This window comes from Solwaraspora sp. WMMD406 (assembly GCF_029626025.1).
GTDB lineage: Bacteria > Actinomycetota > Actinomycetes > Mycobacteriales > Micromonosporaceae > Micromonospora_E.
The window spans coordinates 4948444-4967233 of sequence record NZ_JARUBF010000001.1 but is presented as its reverse complement, the minus strand read 5'-3'; the positions used below and the strand labels follow the sequence as shown (position 1 = coordinate 4967233).

Annotated in this window: 17 protein-coding genes; 6 read left to right on the top strand and 11 right to left on the bottom strand. The window is 70.3% G+C overall.

What is annotated here, in order from left to right; all coding sequences use genetic code 11:
* Nucleotides 1-23: 23 nt before the first annotated feature.
* The 10 genes from O7632_RS21865 to O7632_RS21820 form a co-directional block, all read right to left on the bottom strand.
* Nucleotides 24-368, bottom strand: coding sequence for an Lsr2 family protein (locus tag O7632_RS21865; protein ID WP_278116805.1), 345 nt, complete (start codon nucleotides 366-368; stop codon nucleotides 24-26).
* Nucleotides 369-896: 528 nt separating this feature from the next.
* Entirely contained in the window at nucleotides 897-1451 is a 555-nt protein-coding gene (locus O7632_RS21860; RefSeq protein WP_278116804.1) for a hypothetical protein, read from the bottom strand.
* A 214-nt stretch (nucleotides 1452-1665) separates the two neighbouring features.
* On the bottom strand, nucleotides 1666-2268 hold the full coding sequence (locus O7632_RS21855; protein ID WP_278116803.1) for an ATP/GTP-binding protein: 603 nt from the start codon (nucleotides 2266-2268) through the stop codon (nucleotides 1666-1668).
* On the bottom strand, nucleotides 2249-2635 hold the full coding sequence (locus O7632_RS21850; RefSeq protein WP_278116802.1) for a DUF742 domain-containing protein: 387 nt from the start codon (nucleotides 2633-2635) through the stop codon (nucleotides 2249-2251). The genes O7632_RS21855 and O7632_RS21850 overlap by 20 nt, the downstream gene beginning before the upstream one ends.
* Nucleotides 2636-2644: 9 nt before the next feature.
* On the bottom strand, nucleotides 2645-3064 hold the full coding sequence (locus tag O7632_RS21845; protein ID WP_278116801.1) for a roadblock/LC7 domain-containing protein: 420 nt from the start codon (nucleotides 3062-3064) through the stop codon (nucleotides 2645-2647).
* Between the two features lie 66 nt (nucleotides 3065-3130).
* Entirely contained in the window at nucleotides 3131-5608 is a 2478-nt protein-coding gene (locus O7632_RS21840; protein ID WP_278116800.1) for a nitrate- and nitrite sensing domain-containing protein, read from the bottom strand.
* A gap of 137 nt (nucleotides 5609-5745) precedes the next feature.
* Complete coding sequence (locus O7632_RS21835) at nucleotides 5746-7575, bottom strand: prenyltransferase/squalene oxidase repeat-containing protein (RefSeq protein ID WP_278116799.1); 1830 nt, start codon at nucleotides 7573-7575, stop codon at nucleotides 5746-5748.
* The gene (locus O7632_RS21830; RefSeq protein WP_278116798.1) at nucleotides 7572-8486 is read right to left on the bottom strand and encodes a terpene synthase family protein; all 915 of its coding nucleotides are present in this window, start codon (nucleotides 8484-8486) and stop codon (nucleotides 7572-7574) included. The genes O7632_RS21835 and O7632_RS21830 overlap by 4 nt, the downstream gene beginning before the upstream one ends.
* Entirely contained in the window at nucleotides 8486-9910 is a 1425-nt protein-coding gene (locus O7632_RS21825) for a cytochrome P450 (RefSeq protein ID WP_347403642.1), read from the bottom strand. The genes O7632_RS21830 and O7632_RS21825 overlap by 1 nt, the downstream gene beginning before the upstream one ends.
* A 469-nt stretch (nucleotides 9911-10379) precedes the next feature.
* Complete coding sequence (locus tag O7632_RS21820) at nucleotides 10380-10502, bottom strand: hypothetical protein (protein WP_278116796.1); 123 nt, start codon at nucleotides 10500-10502, stop codon at nucleotides 10380-10382.
* A gap of 373 nt (nucleotides 10503-10875) precedes the next feature.
* Here O7632_RS21820 and O7632_RS21815 point away from each other — a divergent pair, with 373 nt between their 5' ends.
* The 3 genes from O7632_RS21815 to O7632_RS21805 all read left to right on the top strand — a co-directional run bounded on the left by O7632_RS21815 (nucleotide 10876) and on the right by O7632_RS21805 (nucleotide 14117).
* Nucleotides 10876-11250: a hypothetical protein gene (locus O7632_RS21815; protein ID WP_278116795.1), complete on the top strand. Its 375-nt coding sequence runs from the start codon at nucleotides 10876-10878 to the stop codon at nucleotides 11248-11250.
* A 201-nt stretch (nucleotides 11251-11451) separates the two neighbouring features.
* Complete coding sequence (locus tag O7632_RS21810) at nucleotides 11452-13560, top strand: sulfatase-like hydrolase/transferase (protein WP_278116794.1); 2109 nt, start codon at nucleotides 11452-11454, stop codon at nucleotides 13558-13560.
* Nucleotides 13561-13940: 380 nt separating this feature from the next.
* Nucleotides 13941-14117: a hypothetical protein gene (locus O7632_RS21805; RefSeq protein ID WP_278116793.1), complete on the top strand. Its 177-nt coding sequence runs from the start codon at nucleotides 13941-13943 to the stop codon at nucleotides 14115-14117.
* Nucleotides 14118-14198: 81 nt separating this feature from the next.
* On the opposite strand, the gene O7632_RS21800 is transcribed toward O7632_RS21805, so the two are convergent.
* Nucleotides 14199-14702, bottom strand: coding sequence for a hypothetical protein (locus tag O7632_RS21800; RefSeq protein ID WP_278116792.1), 504 nt, complete (start codon nucleotides 14700-14702; stop codon nucleotides 14199-14201).
* Between the two features lie 497 nt (nucleotides 14703-15199).
* Here O7632_RS21800 and O7632_RS21795 point away from each other — a divergent pair, with 497 nt between their 5' ends.
* The 3 genes from O7632_RS21795 to O7632_RS21785 are packed head-to-tail and all read left to right on the top strand — an operon-like array spanning nucleotide 15200 to nucleotide 18787.
* A complete protein-coding gene (locus tag O7632_RS21795; protein ID WP_278116791.1) occupies nucleotides 15200-16858 on the top strand; it encodes an ABC transporter substrate-binding protein in 1659 nt (552 codons plus the stop codon).
* 22 nt (nucleotides 16859-16880) lie between these two features.
* Complete coding sequence (locus O7632_RS21790; protein WP_278116790.1) at nucleotides 16881-17891, top strand: ABC transporter permease; 1011 nt, start codon at nucleotides 16881-16883, stop codon at nucleotides 17889-17891.
* Nucleotides 17891-18787, top strand: a complete 897-nt coding sequence (locus O7632_RS21785; RefSeq protein ID WP_278116789.1) for an ABC transporter permease — start codon at nucleotides 17891-17893, stop codon at nucleotides 18785-18787. The genes O7632_RS21790 and O7632_RS21785 overlap by 1 nt, the downstream gene beginning before the upstream one ends.
* The last annotated feature ends 3 nt before the right edge of the window (nucleotides 18788-18790 follow it).

Below are 18790 nucleotides of genomic sequence, written 5' to 3'. Positions count from 1 at the left end.
CCGTCCGTGTCAGCCTCTTGTGGTCAGCCCTTGTGATAGGCGGCGATGACGTTCGCCGGGATCCTCCCGCGTTCGGACACCGTGTAGCCGTTCTTGGCGGCCCATTCGCGGATCGCCCGGTTCTGCTCGCGGTCGGAACGGGCCGGCGCGGCCGCATAGCTGCCCCGCGAGCCGCGTCCAGTGGCGGCACTTCGGCTGACCCTGGTGCCGGCAGCGATGTAGGCGTCGAGTGCTTTCCGCAGCTTACCCGCGTTCTTCTCGGACAGATCTATCGTGTAACTGACGCCGTCCAGCGAGAACTCTACGGTCCGATCGGCCTCGCTGCCGTCGAGGTCGTCGGTCAGCAGAGTAATGACTTTCTTGGCCACAGATGCTCACTCCTCAGGATACGGCCGGGTTCAGAATTGAGTCTGACGCATTGACGTACGATTCCGCAACACTTCCGCCTTTCTTCCCGTGGGGTTGGCAGCGCCAGAGGGGGTCGGAAGATCTGGTTAGGGCGGTCATTCGGGGCCCGGCCCGGTCCTTGTGGCCGCCGAATCCCCGGTGTGGTCGGGCATCCGGCCGGCCGTCCACGGCTGCCGCCAGCGGACTGGCGGGCGTGGGATGCCCCACAATCCATTACCGAACGGACAGCGGTTCTCTAGGATACGAGGTGCAGCGTTGATCGCCTGGTTCAGGCGACGACCGCCGTAGGTGGTGAGTGTCCGGTTCGGACGCTCGGATGCTGTCGTTTGATGGACGTGGGTGCCGGCTGCGGCGAAAGCCGCAGCCGGCGCTCATGTGCATATTCCACCAGGTAGCGGGCACCGGCCAGCGGACCTGAGATCGGCTCATCGGGGTGCCGACACGAAGCGGCCCCGCTGATCGAATCAGCGGGGCCTGTTATGGATTTGTTAGCGGAGCCAGTTGTTCTGCCGTACCACCGCCAGGCTCTGCCACCAGCCCGCCAGGCTGTAGCGCAGGCCGGCACCCGTAGCGGCCAGGCCGAGCAGCACCAGCGCGTAAACCAGGTGATCGTCCAGGAACGGGTTCGTCGCGATCGGCAGCGACGCCAGCCACATCAGGCCCAGGAGGAGCGATCCCGAGACCGCGGCTACCCACATTCCGATGCCCAGCAAGAGGGCGACACCGATGCCGAGCAGACCGATCATGAAGAGCCAATCGGCCCAGGCCTGTCCGGCCATGCTTGAGAAGAAGCCGCCGAACGGACCCTCCACGTTGCTCAGGAATCCGGTGGTCGGCGAACCGCCGTTGAGCCAGGCTCGCTCCGTGGGCGTCGCCTTGCCGAGACCGAACAGCTTGTCCAGGAAGGCCCAGAGGAAGACGAACCCGAGTGCCACCCGGGTGACCGCCCAGATCACCTCGCCGAATCGTGCGGCAGTCGGTGTTCCCGGTGCCTGTCCCAGTCCGCTGCGGGCCGCTGGTGTCGTCTGAGTCGATCGTGTCATCGCAATCCCCTCCCCAATCCGTTCGCCGTGTCGGCCGGGGCTGGCCCTTCCGACACATCAATGATCTGGGGATGGCGCGACCGGCCGGCAGGGCCACAAGTCCCGCCCGGCAGTGCCGTACGTCGGCCCTACCAGGTACGGCGTACCTGTCGCGGGCGCGGGCAACAGCCGGGGCGGGGCAACCGGAGGACGTCTCGCCGAGCCAGCGGGACCGTCACCCGACGACGGCGGTCCGTTTCGAGTGACCCCGGGCGTGCTGCAACAACGTGATCAGCACCTCCTTGCCGGACTGCCGCTGCCGGGCGTCGCACAGCACCACCGGCACCTCCGGGTCGAGATTCAGCGCCAGCTGGACCTCGTCGAGCGCGTACTGCCGAGCCCCGTCGAAACAGTTGACCGCGACGATGAAAGGGGTGCCCCGCTGCTCGAAGTAGTCGATGGACGGGAAGCAGTCGGCGAGGCGGCGGGTGTCGGCGAGGACCACCGCGCCGAGCGCGCCGAGCGACAGCTCGTCCCACACGAACAGGAACCGCTCCTGGCCGGGTGTGCCGAACAGGTAGAGAACCAGATCCTTGCTCACGGTGATCCGCCCGAAGTCCATCGCGACGGTCGTCGTGGTCTTGCCCTCGACTCCGGAGACGTCGTCGACGGCCACCCCGACCTCGGTCAGCAACTCCTCGGTCCGCAGCGGTCGGGTCTCGCTCACCGAGCCGACCAGGGTGGTCTTGCCCACCCCGAACCCGCCGGCGATCAGGACCTTGACGGCGGTCGGCGCGACGACCTCGTCGATTCGCTGATCAGAGCGCTCGTAGTCCATTGATTACCGCCTCGAATACGCTGTCGTCGGTATGGGTCGACGCCGGTCTCGGTTCCTGCACCTGCACCAGACCGTGCTCCAATAGGTCACCGAGCAGGACGCGGACGGTCCCCAGCGGCAGGTCCAGGTAGGCCGCCACCTCAGCGACCGACAGTGGCTCGTAGCACCGATCCTGGATGGCGAGATGCTCCGGACCGAGACCCGCCTCGGGTGGGGGCGTCCGTGGGGTGGCGAAGACCAGCGAGATGAGGTCGAACCGGCCTCGGCTGGGACGGGTGCGGCCCCGGGTCATCGCGTACGGACGGACCACCGGCCCCGCGTGGTCGTCGATCCACCGCTCCGGACTGGAATCGTCGGGCTGGCTCATCGTGACAGGTCATTTCTCTGTGGTAGAGGTATCGGTGGGCCGGGTCCGGGACGCCAGGTACTTGCCGGCTCTGGTCACCAGCATGGCCATCTCGTAGGCGATCAGGCCGACGTCGGTCTCCTCACTGGCCAGCACGGCCAGGCACGCGCCGTGCCCGGCGGCCGTCACGAACAGGAACGACGACTCCATCTCGATGATGGTCTGCCGCACCGAGCCGCCCCGGAACCGCTTGCCGGCGCCACGGGCCAGGCTCTGGATGCCGGCCGCCATCGCCGCGAGGTGCTCGCCGTCGTCGCGGCCGAGGTTCCGGGACGAGGCCATCAGCAGGCCGTCCACCGACAGAACGATCGCGTGATCGGCCTGTTTCACTCGTCCGACCAGGTCGTCGAGCAACCAGGTCAGGTCCGCGATCGAGGCGGTCTGCTGCATCAGTCGTTCCCCTCTTCGTGCCGGCTGGTCCTGCCGTCAGCGGACTCAGCGGCGCATCTGGCGTCGTCACTGCCCCGTACGGTCGTCTGCGGGCTGGTCGTCGGGCGGGTCCGGGTCCGCACCCAGCCGGGCGGCGTCGGAGCGGCCCTGCCGGGTGCCGCTCTGATATGCGCTCATCATGCGCAGTACCTGCTCGGGTGGTCGGGAGGTACCGCCGGTGAGGTCGGCCGTGTCGTCGGTCAGGCCACCGGTAGGGCGCGGCGGGGCGGCGGCCGGCGGTGGACCGATGGTGGGTCGTACCCGCACCGGCAGCCCAGACGGCGTGTAGGTCGAGCTCCGGGCCGCTGGCGGTGCCGTCGACGGGGTGTCGGTGAGCGAACCGGCGAGGGGCCCGGCCAGCGAACCGGTCGGTGTGTCGACCGACGGTCCCGCCGACGCGGCGGGCGGCGGCGACGCCGTCACCACCGACGCCACCGCCCGTATGGTCTGGTGACGTTGCGGCCGGGCCGCGGCGATCTCAGGTTCCGGTCCGTGACCGGCGTTCGTGCTCGCGGCCTCGGGCGCGGGGTCGGATCGGCGGTGCGCATCGGCGACACCGTCGTCGGCCGAACCGTGGGCGGCCGAACCGTCGTCGCCCGAACCGTCGTCGCCCGAACCGTCGTCGGCCGTCACCACGATCAGGTCGAGCGGGATCAGCACCACCGCTGTGGTGCCGCCGTACGGGGACTCCTTCAAATGGATCCGGATGCCGGTCCGCTCGGTGAGTCGGCTGACCACGAACAGTCCGAGCCGCACCGTACTGGACAACCGGAACTCCGGGTGGCTGGCGACGCGCTCGTTGGCCGCGTCGCGTTCGTCGTCGCTCATGCCCAGGCCGCGGTCCTCGATCTCCACCGCGTAGCCGTTGGCGACGAGTTGACCCTTCACCTGGACGGTCGTGTGCGGTGGCGAGAACGACAGCGCGTTCTCGATCAACTCCGCCAACAGGTGGATGACGTCGCCGACGGTCCGGCCGGCCAGCGCCACCGGGCCGACCGGCAACACGGTGACCCGGGTGTAGTCCTCCACCTCCGCGATCGCCCCGCGCAGCACGTCGACCATCGGCACGTCGCGGCGCCAGGTCCGACCGGGGGTCGAGCCGGAGAGCACGATCAGGTTCTCGGCGTTGCGGCGCATTCGGGTGGCGAGGTGGTCGACCCGGAACAGCTCTTCGAGCTTGTCGGCGTCGTCCTCGCGGCGTTCCATGGCGTCGAGCAGGGTGAGCTGGCGGTGCACCAGGGCCTGGGTCCGTCGGGCCAGGCTGAGGAAGACGTCACGGACGCTGCGTCGGAGTTCGGCCTGTTCCACGGCGGTACGTACGGCGGTTTCCTGGACCCGGTTGAACGCCCGGCCCACCTGGCCGATCTCGTCGTTTCCGAACTCCAGCGGCGGGGCCTCACCCGCGACGTCGACCTCCTCACCTCGGCCGAGTCGTTCCACGACCCCGGGCAGCCGTTCCTCGGCCAGCTGGTGCGCCGCGTCGCGGAGCCGTTCCAACTGGGCGACGATCGCGCGGGCCGTGGTGATCGACATGATGATGGAGGCGATGACGGCGAACATGCCGAGCCCGGCGGCCAGCAGCAGCCGGAGCAACACCCCGATGGCGACCGGCGCCGCGCGGTCGACGAGATCGTCGCCGCCGGCGAGCACGATCGTGTGCAACTCGCCGAGAGTCGACTCGGTGGCAGAGTTCCAGTCGGTGCCGTCGACCGGCAGCGGGGCACCCGCCCGGCTGGTCGAGACGATCCGTTCCTGCGTGGTCCGCAGACCCTGGTGGCCGCCGGAGTCGACGAGGTCGGCGTACCGGGTCTGGTCCCGGTCTGGCAGGCGTGGCACGGTGCTGTCGATCAGGAAGCGTTCGGCCCCGACCAGCTGGACGAACCGGGTGTATTCGGCGGCGGTGAGTCGGTCGGCCGCGAGCACCCCGGCGATCAACGCGTCCTGTTGGGAGACGAGTTCCCGGGCCCGGTTGAGGTCGATCAGCGCGGCGGTGTCGTCGGCGATGTCGCGCTCGTCGAGATTGCCCAGCGCGTCGAACATGTGAAAGAAAGCGTCGATCGTCGCGGTGTAGGCGGCTTCCGCGTCGGACCGGTCGAGGTCAGCCGCCTGCACCGCCGTACGGGTGGTGCCGAGGCCTTCCAACAGCGACACCGTCTCGGCCACCCGCGACCGCAGTTCGTCGCCGGCGGCGAGTTCCGCCCGCCAACTCCGCGCCGACGTTTGAAAGTCCCGAGCCAACTGGCTGTTGTCCCGAATCGAATCGTCGAGCGCCGCGCGCCGTCGCTCACTGGGATCCCCGAGATACTCGGCGGCGAGACGGCGTTCGGCCTGCAATCCGAGTAGCAGCGGTTCGCTCGGCTGGTAGATCTCACTGTCGTAGGTCTGCACCCAGAGGAGATTCAAACCGTCGCGCAGGGTTACCCAGGCGGCGAACGCCCACAGCGCGCAGAGCGAAACCAGGAGTGCGACGATCTTGGTACGCAGACGAGAACTGCGAGAAACCATTACACCGTCCCCGGCCGGACTTGCGGGTAACTCGTCATTTGCCTGCCACTCCTGCGTGGTCATGAAACCGTCGTCGGTGCCGTGGCGGTACTGAGCGCATGGGCACGGCGCACGCTAGCAGCGTCGCGGCATGGTGCTCAAGCGTGCCTGTTGAGGCCACCTGTCACCATCCGCCAGACCAGTTCCCCGGCGCCGATCACTGTGGCCCGCACCACCGACACCGGCTGGTAGAGGTCCTTGTCGTGCCACAACGCCGGTCCCCGATCAACATCGGACAGTCGAAGGTGGCGGGCCCCGCGCAACGCCGCGTCACGCATACGGGCGCTCGGTGGTGTGGTGGTGGCGAGCAGCACCTGTACCGCGTACGCGGTCTCCTCGGTGGTGCCCTGCCAACGGCCCCAGGAACCGTCCGGGCGTTGGGTGCGCAACACCCAGTCGACGGCGCGCAGGACGGCCGCGGCGGAACGGGGCCCGGTGCCGTGCTCGTGCAAGGCCAGGGCACACGCGGCGGTGGCGTAGTAGGGCGACGCGTGCCACCGGTCGGACCAGCACCCGTCGGGCTGTTGCCGGTCGCAGAGCCAGGCGGTCACCGAGCGGCGGGCCGCCGCCAGATCGGTGTGGTCCCGGCGGTACGCCGATCCACCCGCCACGGTTCCCCACGCGCCGGTGGCGACCACCGTGCCCAGGGCGTCGAGGACGTGCGCGTTGGTGGTCACCGAGGCACCGTCCTCGTCCGGCCAGGTCGCGAAGTGACCGTCGACCTGGTAGCCACGCAGCACCGTGGGGTCGGCGGGTTCACCCAGCAGCGCGAGGACGTGCAGGACCACTCCGGTGGTGTCGGCGTCGGCCGGTAGCCCGGCACCGGCCGCCGCGCCCGTCGGGGTGACGGCGTCCCGGAGCCCGGCGACGACCTCCGGCGGTACCCGTATCGGCAGGTCACAGCGGAGCATGGTGGCCAGGACCCAGGCCCGTTCGAAGACGGTGATCGGCGTGGCACAGGGGACCGGGCCGCCGTACTCGCGGACCACCGTACGCAGATAGGCGCGGGCCTCGTCGGCCCCGGTGTGGTCGGTCCCGACGATGCCCAGCCAGGCGGCGGTCGCGGCCGGAGATCCGCCGATGGTGCCCGGGCCGGCCGGCGGGCCGGGGCGCCCGGGTGCCGCGGTCGGCACCCGGACCGGCCCGGGCTCGTCGGTCAGCACCTCCAACGCGTGCAGCAGCTTCGCCGGCAGGCGACCGCCGGTGCCCAGCAGCAACCGCACCGCGGCCAGCCGCCGGGAGTCCAGCCCGGCCGGCAAGGACAACGGTGGCTGGTCGGTCCATCGGCCCGGTGCCGACGGCACGACCCGGCGTCGGTCGAGCCGCCGGTTCACCTTGGCGACCAACGCCGGCACGATGATGTCGGCCGCCGGCGTGTCGGGTAAGGCGACCGCCAGTACGGGGGTCAACATCCGCCGTACGGCGGCCAGCCCGCGGAGCGCGGCCTCGTCGTACGCGGTGCTCGGCACCGTGCCGTCGGCCGACATCGGCCCGCCTGCCAGCAACGCCTCGGTGGCGCTCAACGTCGGCACCAGGCCGTACCCACCCGGCGGGCCCCAGCTGCCGTCGGGGTGCTGCCGCCCGAGGAGATAGCGGACGCGTTCCTGATGGCCGGGTAGCCAGGGTGCCTGGCTGACCAGCCGCGCGGTCTCGTAGACGGAGACGCTGCTGCGGCCCCAGGGCTGGCGGGTCAATCCGTCGACCACCTCCTGCGCCGCCGCCGACCAGCCCGCGTGCGGCCCGGCGGCGTGTAGGTCGGCGGCGGTCGGCCCGGCGGCGTGCGGGTCGGCCGGCCTGTCGCGGCGCGCGACGGAGGTGTGGGCCGCCGCTGACGTCGGTGGCCGGTCCGCCGCTGACGTCGGTGGCCGGTCCGCCGTCCCAGCACGCCCGGGTACGGTGCGTTCGGGCGCGTGTTCGTCCACGGTCACAGCCGGCCCCAGAAGTCGGCGACCCGGTAGAAGCCGCTGCTGAAACCTATCTGGCGGGACAGGTAGGCCGCCTCCTTGGGGCACCGGATCTCCAACGGTCGCAGCAGCACCCGGCACCGGTCCACGAGTTGGTTGATCTGTGCGTGGATCGCGGCCCGGTCGGAGGTGAACATCATCGCGTTGAGATCGCCCCAGCCACGGTCCCGACCCTGTGTCGCCAGGTCGTTGACCAGCCGGAGCACCCGCTGCACCTCGCGGCTGACAGTCGTCAGCTCATCGAGATGGGCGATCGCCGGTCCGTCCGCGTTGCGCAGCCAGTGGGAGACGTTGACGAACGTCGACCCGAAGTTGTCGGCGTTGTCGAGGTAGTCGGCGAAGGTCGGCTGGTCGCCTGCTGGGTCGTCCCGCCGGGCCGTCTTCCACCGCCACTCCCGGCGCATGGCCAGCAGCATCCGGTCGAGCTCCGTGCTCCACCGCTGCCGGCCCGACGCGAAGGCCGGTGACGTCGCCAGTTCGGCGACGAGTTCGGCGAGGAACCCGCCCACCTCGTCGTCGCCGGCCGGCGACGCGCCGTGTGCGACCGCCTGGCAGGCGCGGATCACATCATCTACGTCGGACGCCACGCTGGCCCGGTAGTCGATCAACCAGTCGACCGCGAACACCCACAACGCCGTACGGTTGGCCAGGCGTAGTTGTTCGGGCGTGCACCACGGTGCGCCGAAGGCCGTGGCCATCGAGACTGCGGCGAACACGGTGGCGTCGAACGGCGCGGCCGGAAACAGCCCGGGGTACGCCGCCGCCCGGGCCATCAGGTCACGCTGTCCGGTGGCGGCGATCGCGCACACGCGCCCGTGTTCGGCGGCGGCCCCCAGGTTGTCGGCGGCGGACAACGACAGCGCCGAAGTCTGCATCAATCCATCCTGGTCGGTGCGACCGGTCGGAGCGTGACCTGGACCGGATGGCTGGTCCGTAGCGACGCGCCGGCCCGGGGCCGGGGAACGCGACCGTCCGGCACCGAGATCCGGAACCGGCTCACGATGGACGCCACGATCAACAGTCCTTCGAGATAGAACAGGTGCTGGCCGAGACATTGGTGTGGTCCGCCGCCGAAGGGAAAGTGCGCGTACCGGGGACGTCGAACGGGTCGGCTGGTCAGCGGTCCGGAGCCGGCCGGGCAGCCCCCGGCCGGGTCGGTGTCAGCGGGCCGCTGGTCGGTCCGTTCGGGGTCGGTCCGTTCGGGGTCGAACCGTTCGGGGTCGAACCGCTCGGGGTCGGGCCAGACACCGGACAGGCGTTGGGTGAGATAGGGGCTCAGCAACAGGTGGGCTCCCGCTTCGACGCCGACGCCGCCGATGGTGTCGGCGGCGACCGCCGTACGGGGCATCAGCCAGGCCACCGGGTACAGCCGCAACAGCTCGTCGAGGACCATCCGGGTGTACCGCAGCCGGGTCAGGTGGTGGCCACGGACCGGACCGGCGCCAACGACCTCGTCGACCTCGTCGTACAACCGGGCCGCCACCTCCGGATGCGCCTGCAGGATCGGCCAGAGCCAGGTGAGCACCCCGTACGTCGTTTCGGTGCTGGTGGCGAACATGGCGACGGTATCGTTGCGGATCTGCGTCTCGTCCAGCGGTCGGCCGTGCGCGTCGACCCCCCGGACCAGAGTGGCCAGGACGTCGCCGCCGTCGGCTGGTTGCGCCATCACCTGTCGGACCACCGGCAGGACGATACCGTCGATGGTCCGTACCGCGTCGCGGAACGCGCGATCGCCGGGCACCGGGACGGAGTTGGGTACGAACGACAGCAGCAACCGGGGGAGCACCGCGGTGGCGATGGTGTCCTGCGCCGCGGTGATCCGTAGCGCGTCGGTCACCGAGAACCGGTCGGCGAACAACACCCGTACGACCGCCCGGCAGACGATGCGGGACAGTTCCCGCCCCATGTCGACGGTCCGTCCCGCGTACGCGGCCTCGGCGAGGGGCTCCATCGCCGCGTCGATCGCGTCAGCGAGATCCTCGGTCAGGGCATCGACCCGCCGTGCGGTGAACAACGGTTGCAGGGTTCGGCGGCTGGATTCCCAGACGGGTCCTTCGCTGAGGACTCCGTCGCCGAAAAGCCGCTTGATCGGTTGCCAGAGCAGTCCTCGACCATCGCGCAGATAGTTGCCGGAGTTGTCCCGTACCACATGCGCGACGTGCGCCGGGTCGGTGATCAGATATGGGCGGACCGGTCCGAGCCCCAGCCGGACGACTCGCCCGTCGGCGTGGTCGGCGAGACGGACCAATGTGGCCAGCGGATCGCGGACCAATGAGGGAAGGATCCGCCAGGCCGAGATGGTCGTCGCCGACGCCGGGTGACCCCGGGGCGGTGTCGTGGTGTTCGTCATGGGTCTTCCTGCACGTCAGCTCCATTCGTCAGCACCCGGCCGGTGGGATTTCCACTGGCCGGCCTGGTGACTAATTGGAAGCGAGGGGTCACGTTCGGCCGATCATGTCACGGAGCTTCGGATAAATCCAGCTAGACAAATGTTAAGATCCGTTGTGCCGCAAGGTTTCCCGTACGGCATCTCTCGGCGATGTCGCGACGCCGGATGAGCGGCGATCCAGCTCTGCTTTCCCATGCTCCTGTGGGGAGTTAAACCCTACCTGGTGGTTCCGTCTACCAAGGGGTAGCTTGGCTGCGGATATCGTCAGGCGTACTGCCGGGCCGTGACCTCGACGGGGCTGGTCCGCACCGGCGGCGTCCGCAGTCATGGAGGTTCCACAACACGTGAGTTCATACACCATCACGATCGCCCCGGACGATCACACCCGGGCGACCACCACGTTGCGCGTCGAGGTGACCGGCTCCGGTACCCGGATCACCGAACTACTGGTCCGCGCCGGCACCGGCGCGGGCCTCATCGCGGACCAGTTGTCCGCACTCAATGTCGAGCGACTCCTCAGGTCGATTGTGGGTCCATCCGGGGATCATCCGATCGCTGCCGAATCCACGCCGATCCCGCCAGCGGCCGAGGCCGGCCCCGCCGAGCGTCCGGCATTAGCGTCAGTCGATGAGTTGGTCGATGGTGGAGCGACGGCACCGACCACCGACGCGGCCGACGTCCGGTCCTCCGACGATGCGCGGTCTTCCGACGACGTCCGGCCGCCGGTCGCCGTGCCGACTCGACCCCGTAGGCCAGCAGCCGCTGGCAGGAAAGCCGCAGCCGCTGGCAGGAAAGGCGCAGCCGCTGGCAAGAAAGGCGCAGCCACGGCCGGAAAGTCGGCGACCGCGGGTAGGAAGTCCACGGGTGGCAAGTCCGTGGCCGCGAGTGGGAAAACCACGGCCGGAGCCCGGACGTCCGCTGCCGCAGGTAGGCAGACCCGGCGAGCCGGTACGACGGCTGCCGGTACGACGTCCGCGGCGAGTGCCGCCACCACAGCGGGTGCCACCACGCAGGCGGCATCCGGTGGACCGGGATCGACCCCGCGCCGTGGTAGGCGTACCGACGCGGCCGACCGGACGGCCACCGGCACCGGCACCCGCAGCTACCGACGTGCGCCGGACGACCTCGGCGCGGTGTTCGCCCAGCTGGGTACCACCAGCGGGGTGGCCGCACACTACTCGGTTCCTCGACACACCGCGCAGAGTTGGCTGCGGACCCTGCGCCGTAAGCAGGCCGCCGGTCAGCACTGACCGCTCGGCGGTGTCGCACGGCCACACGTTTTGCGATTGGCGGCAGCGTGCGACGAGGTGTTTCGGTCCGGCCGGGTCGGGTCCGGTGCAGCCGGACCCGACCCGGCCGGTGGGTCGGACCAACCACGCCCATCTGTGCGCTCAGCCGCTGCCGGCCCGCCGACCACGCGGAGGTGCCGACGACTGTGATAAGAGTGCGCGGTGACCGAGCAGCCCCGTGACCGCCGTACCGACGCGGTGCGCCCAGCCCCAGCCCCAGCCCTGGCACCAGTCCCCGCGTTGCTGGAGCTGGCCGCGTTGTGTGGCCTGGTCGTCGCGCAGCCGTTGCTGGACGTGCTCGGCCGCAGCCCGGATTTCTTCTTCTTCCACGGTGCCGGTCCGGCCTCGGTGCTGGCGTTGGTGGCGATCGTCGTGCTGGTTCCACCCGTACTGCTGTGGGGTGTGGTACTACTGACCGGGCTGCTGGGTGCACCGGCCGCGCGGGGGACCCACCTAGTCGTCGTCGGCTGTCTCGGCGCGCTGCTCGCGGTGCAGGTCGGCAAACTGTTGTCCGGCCTGCGCGGTGCTCCGTTGACCGTTTTCGCCCTGCTGATCGGAGTCGGACTAGCCGTCGCGTACGCCCGACTGACGATCACCCGGCAGGTGCTGCGGGTCGCGGCGGTCGGTCCGCTGGCCTTCGTGCTGCTGTTCGTCTTCGCCTCTCCGTCGTCGGCGGTGCTGCTCGGCCGGGAGACGTCCGACGCGCCGGTGCGTAGCATCGGTCCCCATCCGCCGGTCGTCATGATTATCCTCGACGAGTTCCCGCTGGTGTCGCTGCTCGATGAGCGGGGTGAGATCGACGCCGACCGGGTGCCGAACTTCGCCCAGTTGGCCGCCGGATCGACCTGGTACCGCAACGCCACCACGGTGAGCGGCAAGACTGTCAACGCGGTGCCGGCGATGTTGACCGGGCGGTACCCGACCGGGGAGTTGACCCCGCACTACTCGCAGCACCCGGACAACCTGTTCACCTTGCTCGGACCGACCTACCAGATCGAGGCCTGGGAAAACGTCACCCAACTGTGCCCGCCGCAGCACTGCCGGGGGCGTCCCGGGCAGGACCGGGGCAGCCTGCCGGTGATGCTGCGGGAGACCACGGCACTGTACGGCCAGTTGATCTCACCGGACGATTCGCTGGATGACCCGGCTGCCAGCTTCCGCGAGCCGACGGTGGCCGACGACATCCGGGCCGACGACAAGGCGCCCGAGTCCGGCCCCGAGTTCCGGATGAGCAGGTTGAAGGAGAACCAGCCGGCCAGGTTCACCGGGTTTCTCGGTTCGCTGCAACCACGGGACACCCCGACGCTGCACTTTCTGCATCTGCTGATGCCCCACTCGCCGTGGACCTATCTGCCGAGCGGGATGCGGTACGACGGTCCGGGCGGGCTGCCGTACGACGGGCCATGGTGGGCCCGGCTCACCCACCAGCGGCACCTGCAGCAGGTCGGCTACACCGACCTTCTGCTCGGTGAGGCGCTGCGCGTCTTGCGGGCGAGCAGCCTCTACGACGACGCGCTGATCGTGGTGACATCAGACCACGGCGGCAGCTTCAGCGAGGGGGTCACCGGCCGGGAGATGGACGACGAGTTCACCGCCGCCGCCGAGCTCGCCTGGGTGCCGCTGTTCGTCAAGGAGCCAGGCCAACAGGCCGGGCGGACCGACGACCGCAACTGGGAGCAGGTCGACCTGCTGCCGACCGTCGCCGACCACGCCGGGGTGCAGGTTCCGTGGCGTACCGACGGCATCTCCGCGCTGCGCGGCGAGCGGGAGACCACCGACAAGCGGTTCGACCGGCGACCGGGCGAGCCGGTGACTGTCGACGGACCGGCCCACTTCGCGGCCGTACGGGCGGGTTCCAGCGCCCGGCCGGTGTTCCCGCCGCTGCCGGCGGCCGACCTGGTCGGCGCGGCGGTCGACGATCTGACGGTGCTCGGCACCGGCCCGCCGGCGACCGTGGCGAATCTGTCCGAGTACCAGGACGTCCGGGCGGAGCGCGGCAAGATCCCGGCGTTGGTGCACGGCACCCTGCCGGAATCGGTGCCTGTCGGAGCCCCGGTCGCGGTCGCGCTGAACGGGCGGGTCGGTACCGTCGTCCAGGTGGCGCGCGACCGTGCCGGTCAGCTCCGCTTCGTCGGGCTGATCCCGGACGAGCGACTGTTCGTCGCCGGCGCCAACCGGTTGGAGCTGTTCCTGGTCGTCGACTCGGGCCCGGTCGGCGGCGACCCGGCTGGGGCCGCGCCGACCGTGCGCCGCCTGCCCACCACCGGCTGATCCGAGCTGCCCGCCGACCAGCTACCGACCTCTGTCGATGTCCAACCTATCGCGCGGCCGGCTCACCCGGGGCGTTCGGGCGACCGCCGGTCATCATCCAGGCGCACCTGCCGCCCGGCTACGCACCCGAGCTGACCGCCACGGCCACCGCCACCGCGCACCTGCGCCGTCGACAGAACCAGCCCGACACGGCGAAATCCTGTCCTTTCCGCACCACCCCGGCCGACCCGGCGGCGGATCGGGTCCGGGCCAGGCTTAGCGGAGCGGGCTGCTGGGTATGTGTCTGCCGACAGCACGCGCCGGACCCGTCGACACGGCACCAGCCAGGTCGATGCCGGCGCGACGTGCCGGGTGTCGACGCCGGACCGAAGGAGGCGACCATGGTCGGTAGGATGATCAAGCGCTGGGCGGTCGTCGCGGTCGCTGTGCCGCTGGCGGCGGCCGGGGCGCGCAAGCTCAGCTCGGTGGTGGAGTCCCGCAGGGGCCCGTCGTCGCGTACCTCGAAGCTGCTGCGGCAGGCGGGGGACGCACTGCACCGGAACAAGCGGCGCCGCTGAGGGCGGTGAGCCGCGACAGGTTGGCCGGCCCGGAGCACGGTCAGGGTCCGTTGCCTCCGGGCCGGGTAACCGCCTTCAAGGTCAGGACGGGCAGTCGCCGGCGGCGCGACGCGCCTCGATAGTCTCGTCGGCGCCGGAGGCGTACTCGACGAGCATGCCGCCGCCTGGGTCGAACCGCCAGGTGTCGTCTTCCAGCCGCAGCGAGCTGTTGCCGACCCGGTCGTCCCGTCGCCAGGTGAGGTCGACCGCGGTCTCGCTGACCGGCGTCACCTCTTGGAGTTCGAACTCCACCCCTGGCTGGACCGGGCAGGTCTCGTTCGCGTCGACGAAGACCTCCTCGGGCACCGACTTCTGGGCCTCTTCGGTCCAGAGCTGCCAGGCCCCGGTCCAGTCGCCGCCGGCGATCAGGCTGAATTCCTGCTGGGCGACCGCGAGCGCGTCGGCGACGTTGACCTGGATGGGCGACTGGCTGGGCGTGGGCGCGGCGGCGGATGGGCCGACCGTGTCGCGGCCGGGCGGTGTGGTGCATCCGGCGACCAGCACCAGCGCGGCCACTCCGACGAGAACGCCCGCAATGGAGCGCATGACACTACCTCCTATCGGTGCGCCTCCGGCGTCGGACGGTGGGAGCGCTACCAGAGGTCAGTCGGGAGCATAGGCCGCTCATCAATTTTTGTCGATCACGGGTGGTGACCGTGGCCGGGTGGCCGGGTGGCCGCCAGCGAGGCAGGTCCGGTCGGCGACCGGCGGGACGTCGGCGGGCCTCGGCGGCGGCCGGCCCGTAGCGCCGCTGTGCCGTCACGTCGGCCAGGCCGCCGGTGCGGTGCTCTCGGTTGTGTATCAATTGTGTGAAAATCTGTGAACAACTCGGCCTCGGGTCTCTCCTCCTTTCGGTTCTATCGCATCTCCACTTGCGGGAATATGCGCGTGAACGAGTTTCACCTCTTGTTCACAAACGTTCAGCCTGATAGAACACGGAGGTGGCTGGGTCAGCCGACCTGCCGCCCGACGTGGGATCTGCCACCCACTCCACGCCACACACATCAGGTCACCCTCGCCGTTCACGACGGAGGACTTCTCCCATGGCTGGTACCTCTCCGCGAGGCGGCACCGCCTCGTCCGCTATCTCCCGCCGGTCGGTGCTCCAGCTCGGCGGCATCGGCGCACTGCTGTTCGCCACCGGCGCGTGCGCCTCCGGCTCGCGTACCGACGGCTCCGACGACGCCTCGCCCGGCACCGGCTCGGACACCCTCCGGATCGCCGTCTCCAGCTACCTCAGCAGCTGGGACCAGGACTTCGTGGGCTTCGACCCGGTCGCCCTGATGCTGTACAAGAACGTCTTCCCGTACATGATCGACTACGGGGTGACCGAAGCCGACGGCTCCCGCATCCTCGACACCGAGAACATCGTCGCCACCTTCGCCGAGTCGTTCGAGCCCAACGCCGACCAGACGGTCTGGACCCTCAAGCTGCGCCAAGGGGTCACCTTCGCCAGTGGCAACGAGATGACCGCCGCCGACGTCAAATGGTCCAAGGACCGGGCGTTCGCCGCCCAGGCCAACGTCGCCGGCATCTACCGGACCATCGGACTGACCGAGCCCGACCAGGTACGCGTGGTCGACGACTACACGGTCGAGTTCACCCAGGCCTTCCCGAGCGCGCTGACCCGGCAGATCCAGGCCATCTCGCTGTACGTGTTCGACTCGGAAGAAGCCAAGCAGCACGCCACCGACGCCGACCCGTGGGCCGCCGAATGGTTCGCCAACAACGCCCCCACCGGCGGCTACTTCAACGTCGAACGGGCCGTGCAGGGCCAGGAGATCGTGCTCACCGCCAACGAGAACTACCCCGGCCCGGACCCGGCGCAGACCAAGACCATCCGGATCTCGGTGGTGCCGGCCGCCGCCAACCAGCGACTGCAACTGCAGGCCGGCGACATCGACGTGGCGCTGGGCATCAGCCAACGCGACATCGCCGATCTCAAGAACGCGGACGGCATCACGGTCATCTCGGCGGCCAGCAACGAACAGGTCGCCATCCAGATGTCGGTGACCACCGCGCCGTTCGACAACGTCGACGTCCGTAAGGCCCTCGCCCAGGCGGTGCCGTACGAGCAGATCATCGCCAACGTGTACGGCGGCGACGCCCGCCCGACGAAGAGCCTGGTGCCGCTGGACATGCCCGGCTACGACGAGCGCGGGTACCCGTACGGCTACGACCCGGACGCCGCCCGCGCCGCGCTCGCCGCCGCCGGGGTCGGCCAGATCACCTCCGAGCTGGTGTACGCCACCGACAACGACACCCAGCAGCAGATCGCCGTACTGGTCCAGAGCGAGGCCCGCAAGGTCGGCATCGAACTGGAACTGACCCCGCTGGACCCGGCCACCCTGGCCGAGCGCCGGCAGCAGAAGAACATCCCGCTGCAGATCACCTCCGGCCAGCTGTGGGTCAACGACGTCGAGTACATGCTGGCCACCAGCTTCGTCGAGGGCGCCAACCTCAACTACTCCAACTACGTCAACCCGGAGCTCGAGGAGATCTACGAGCGGTCGCACACCATCGTCGACGCCAACGAACGCAACGCGCTGTGGCTGCGGGTCCAGGAGATCCTCGCCGCCGACGTGCCCTGGGTGATCCTCTGCCAGCCCAACTTCAACCTGCCGGTCCGCGATCAGGTCACCGGCTGGGTCCAGCCCATGGACGGGCTGGCCCGGCTGCGGTACCTGAGCGCCTCGGCCTGACCGCCGGCGGCAACCAGCGCCCATGCGCATCGCCCGTTTCGTCGCCCGCCGGCTGCTGCAGCTCGTCCCGGTGCTGCTCGGCGTGATCGTCGCGACCTTCGTCCTGGTCCGGGTCCTGCCCGGGGACCCGATCCGGACCATCCTCGGCCCCAACGCCACTGAGGTGGAGGCCGCGGCGGCGCGTGCCCGCTACGGGCTGGACCAGCCGCTGTGGAAGCAGTTCCTGGACTACCTGGGCGGTCTGGTCACCGGCGATCTCGGCACCTCGATCCAGAGCGGCAACGCGGTCGCCGGTGAACTGGCCCTGCGGGTCGGCCCCACCCTGCAACTGGTGGTGCTGGCGGTCACCGTCGCGGTGCTCGTCGCCGTGGTCGGCGGCATCTGGTCGGCGCGCCGCGCCGACCGGGCCGCCGACCACGGCATCCGGGTGCTGGCCCTGATCGGCAACTCGGTGCCGGAGTTCTGGCTCGGACTGGTGCTGGTCCTGGTCGGCTACAGCGTGCTCGGCTGGTTCCCGGCCCCCAGCGGCCGGGTCGACCCGGACACCAACCTCACCCCGATCACCGGCGCCGAACTGATCGACGCCGCGCTGACCGCCAACGGGCCGGCGTTCACCTCCGCGCTCGGGCACCTGGCGCTGCCGGTGGCCACCCTGGCGATCGTGGTCGTCGCGCCGCTGCTGCGCAGCGTCCGCGCCTCCGCCCTGGAGGTGCTGCACTCCGAGGCGTACACCGCCGCCGCCGCGCACGGGCTGCGCGACCGGCTGCTGCGCCGTGGCTACCTGATCCGAGCCACCCTGGTACGGCTGCCGTCGCTGGCCGCGCTGGTGTTCGGCACCGCGATCGGCTCCACCGTGCTGATCGAGTACGTCTACTCGTGGCAGGGCTTCGGCCAGTGGGCGCTACGCGGGCTGCTCTACCGCGACTTCCCGGTGGTGCAGGCCAGCGTGCTGCTCATCGCGGTCTGCTACGTCCTCGTCTTCCTGATCGCCGACGTCGTGCACGCGATCCTCGACCCGAGAGTGAAGATCTGATGGTTGACCTGCGCGCGGCCGGCGGACCAGGCGACGGCGCCGACGACGCCGCCCCGGTGGTGGCCGCCGGCACCGCCCGGGGCGGCCGGTTCGCCACCGTGCTGATCGCCGTCGGCGCGACGATCCTGGCCGTGGTGGCGCTCGCCGCGCTGGCCGCCCCGCTGCTGTCGTCGTGGGGCCCGGAGGAGATCGACCCCGCCGGCACGCTGCTACCACCCGGCGGCAGCCACCTGCTCGGCACCGACATCAACGGGATGGACGTGTGGAGCCGGGTGCTGCACGCCGGCCGGCTCGACCTGGGCATCGCGGTCGCCGCCGTCGCCCTCGCCGTGATCGTCGGCACCACCCTGGGGCTGGTCGCCGGCTACTTCGGCGGCTGGATCGACGACCTGCTGATGCGGCTGCTCGACATCTTCCAGGCGTTCCCCACGTTCATCCTCGCCCTGGCCGTGGCGGCCCTGCTCGGCGGCGGCACGGTCAACCTGATCCTCACCATCGCCCTGGTCAACGCCCCCGGCTACGCCCGACTGGTGCGCGCCGAGGTCCGCTCGGTCCGCGAACTGCCGTTCATCGACGCCGCCGTCACCTCCGGCGCGTCACCGGTCGGGGTGCTCTGGCGGCACGTCCTGCCGAACAGCCTCACCCCGGTACGGGTGATCGCCCCGCTGGGCTGCGGCTGGGCGATGCTGACCCTGGCCGGGCTGTCCTTCCTCGGGCTGGGCATCGCGGTCCCGACCGCCGAATGGGGATCGATGATCAGCCTCGGCTCACCGGACGTGGTCGCCGGCCGCTGGTGGACCTCCGTACCGCCCGGATTGTTCCTGCTGGTCAGCGTGTTCGGGTTCAGCCTGCTCGGCGAAGGCCTGCAGGAACGCGCCGAAGCGAAACGGCGGTGAGCG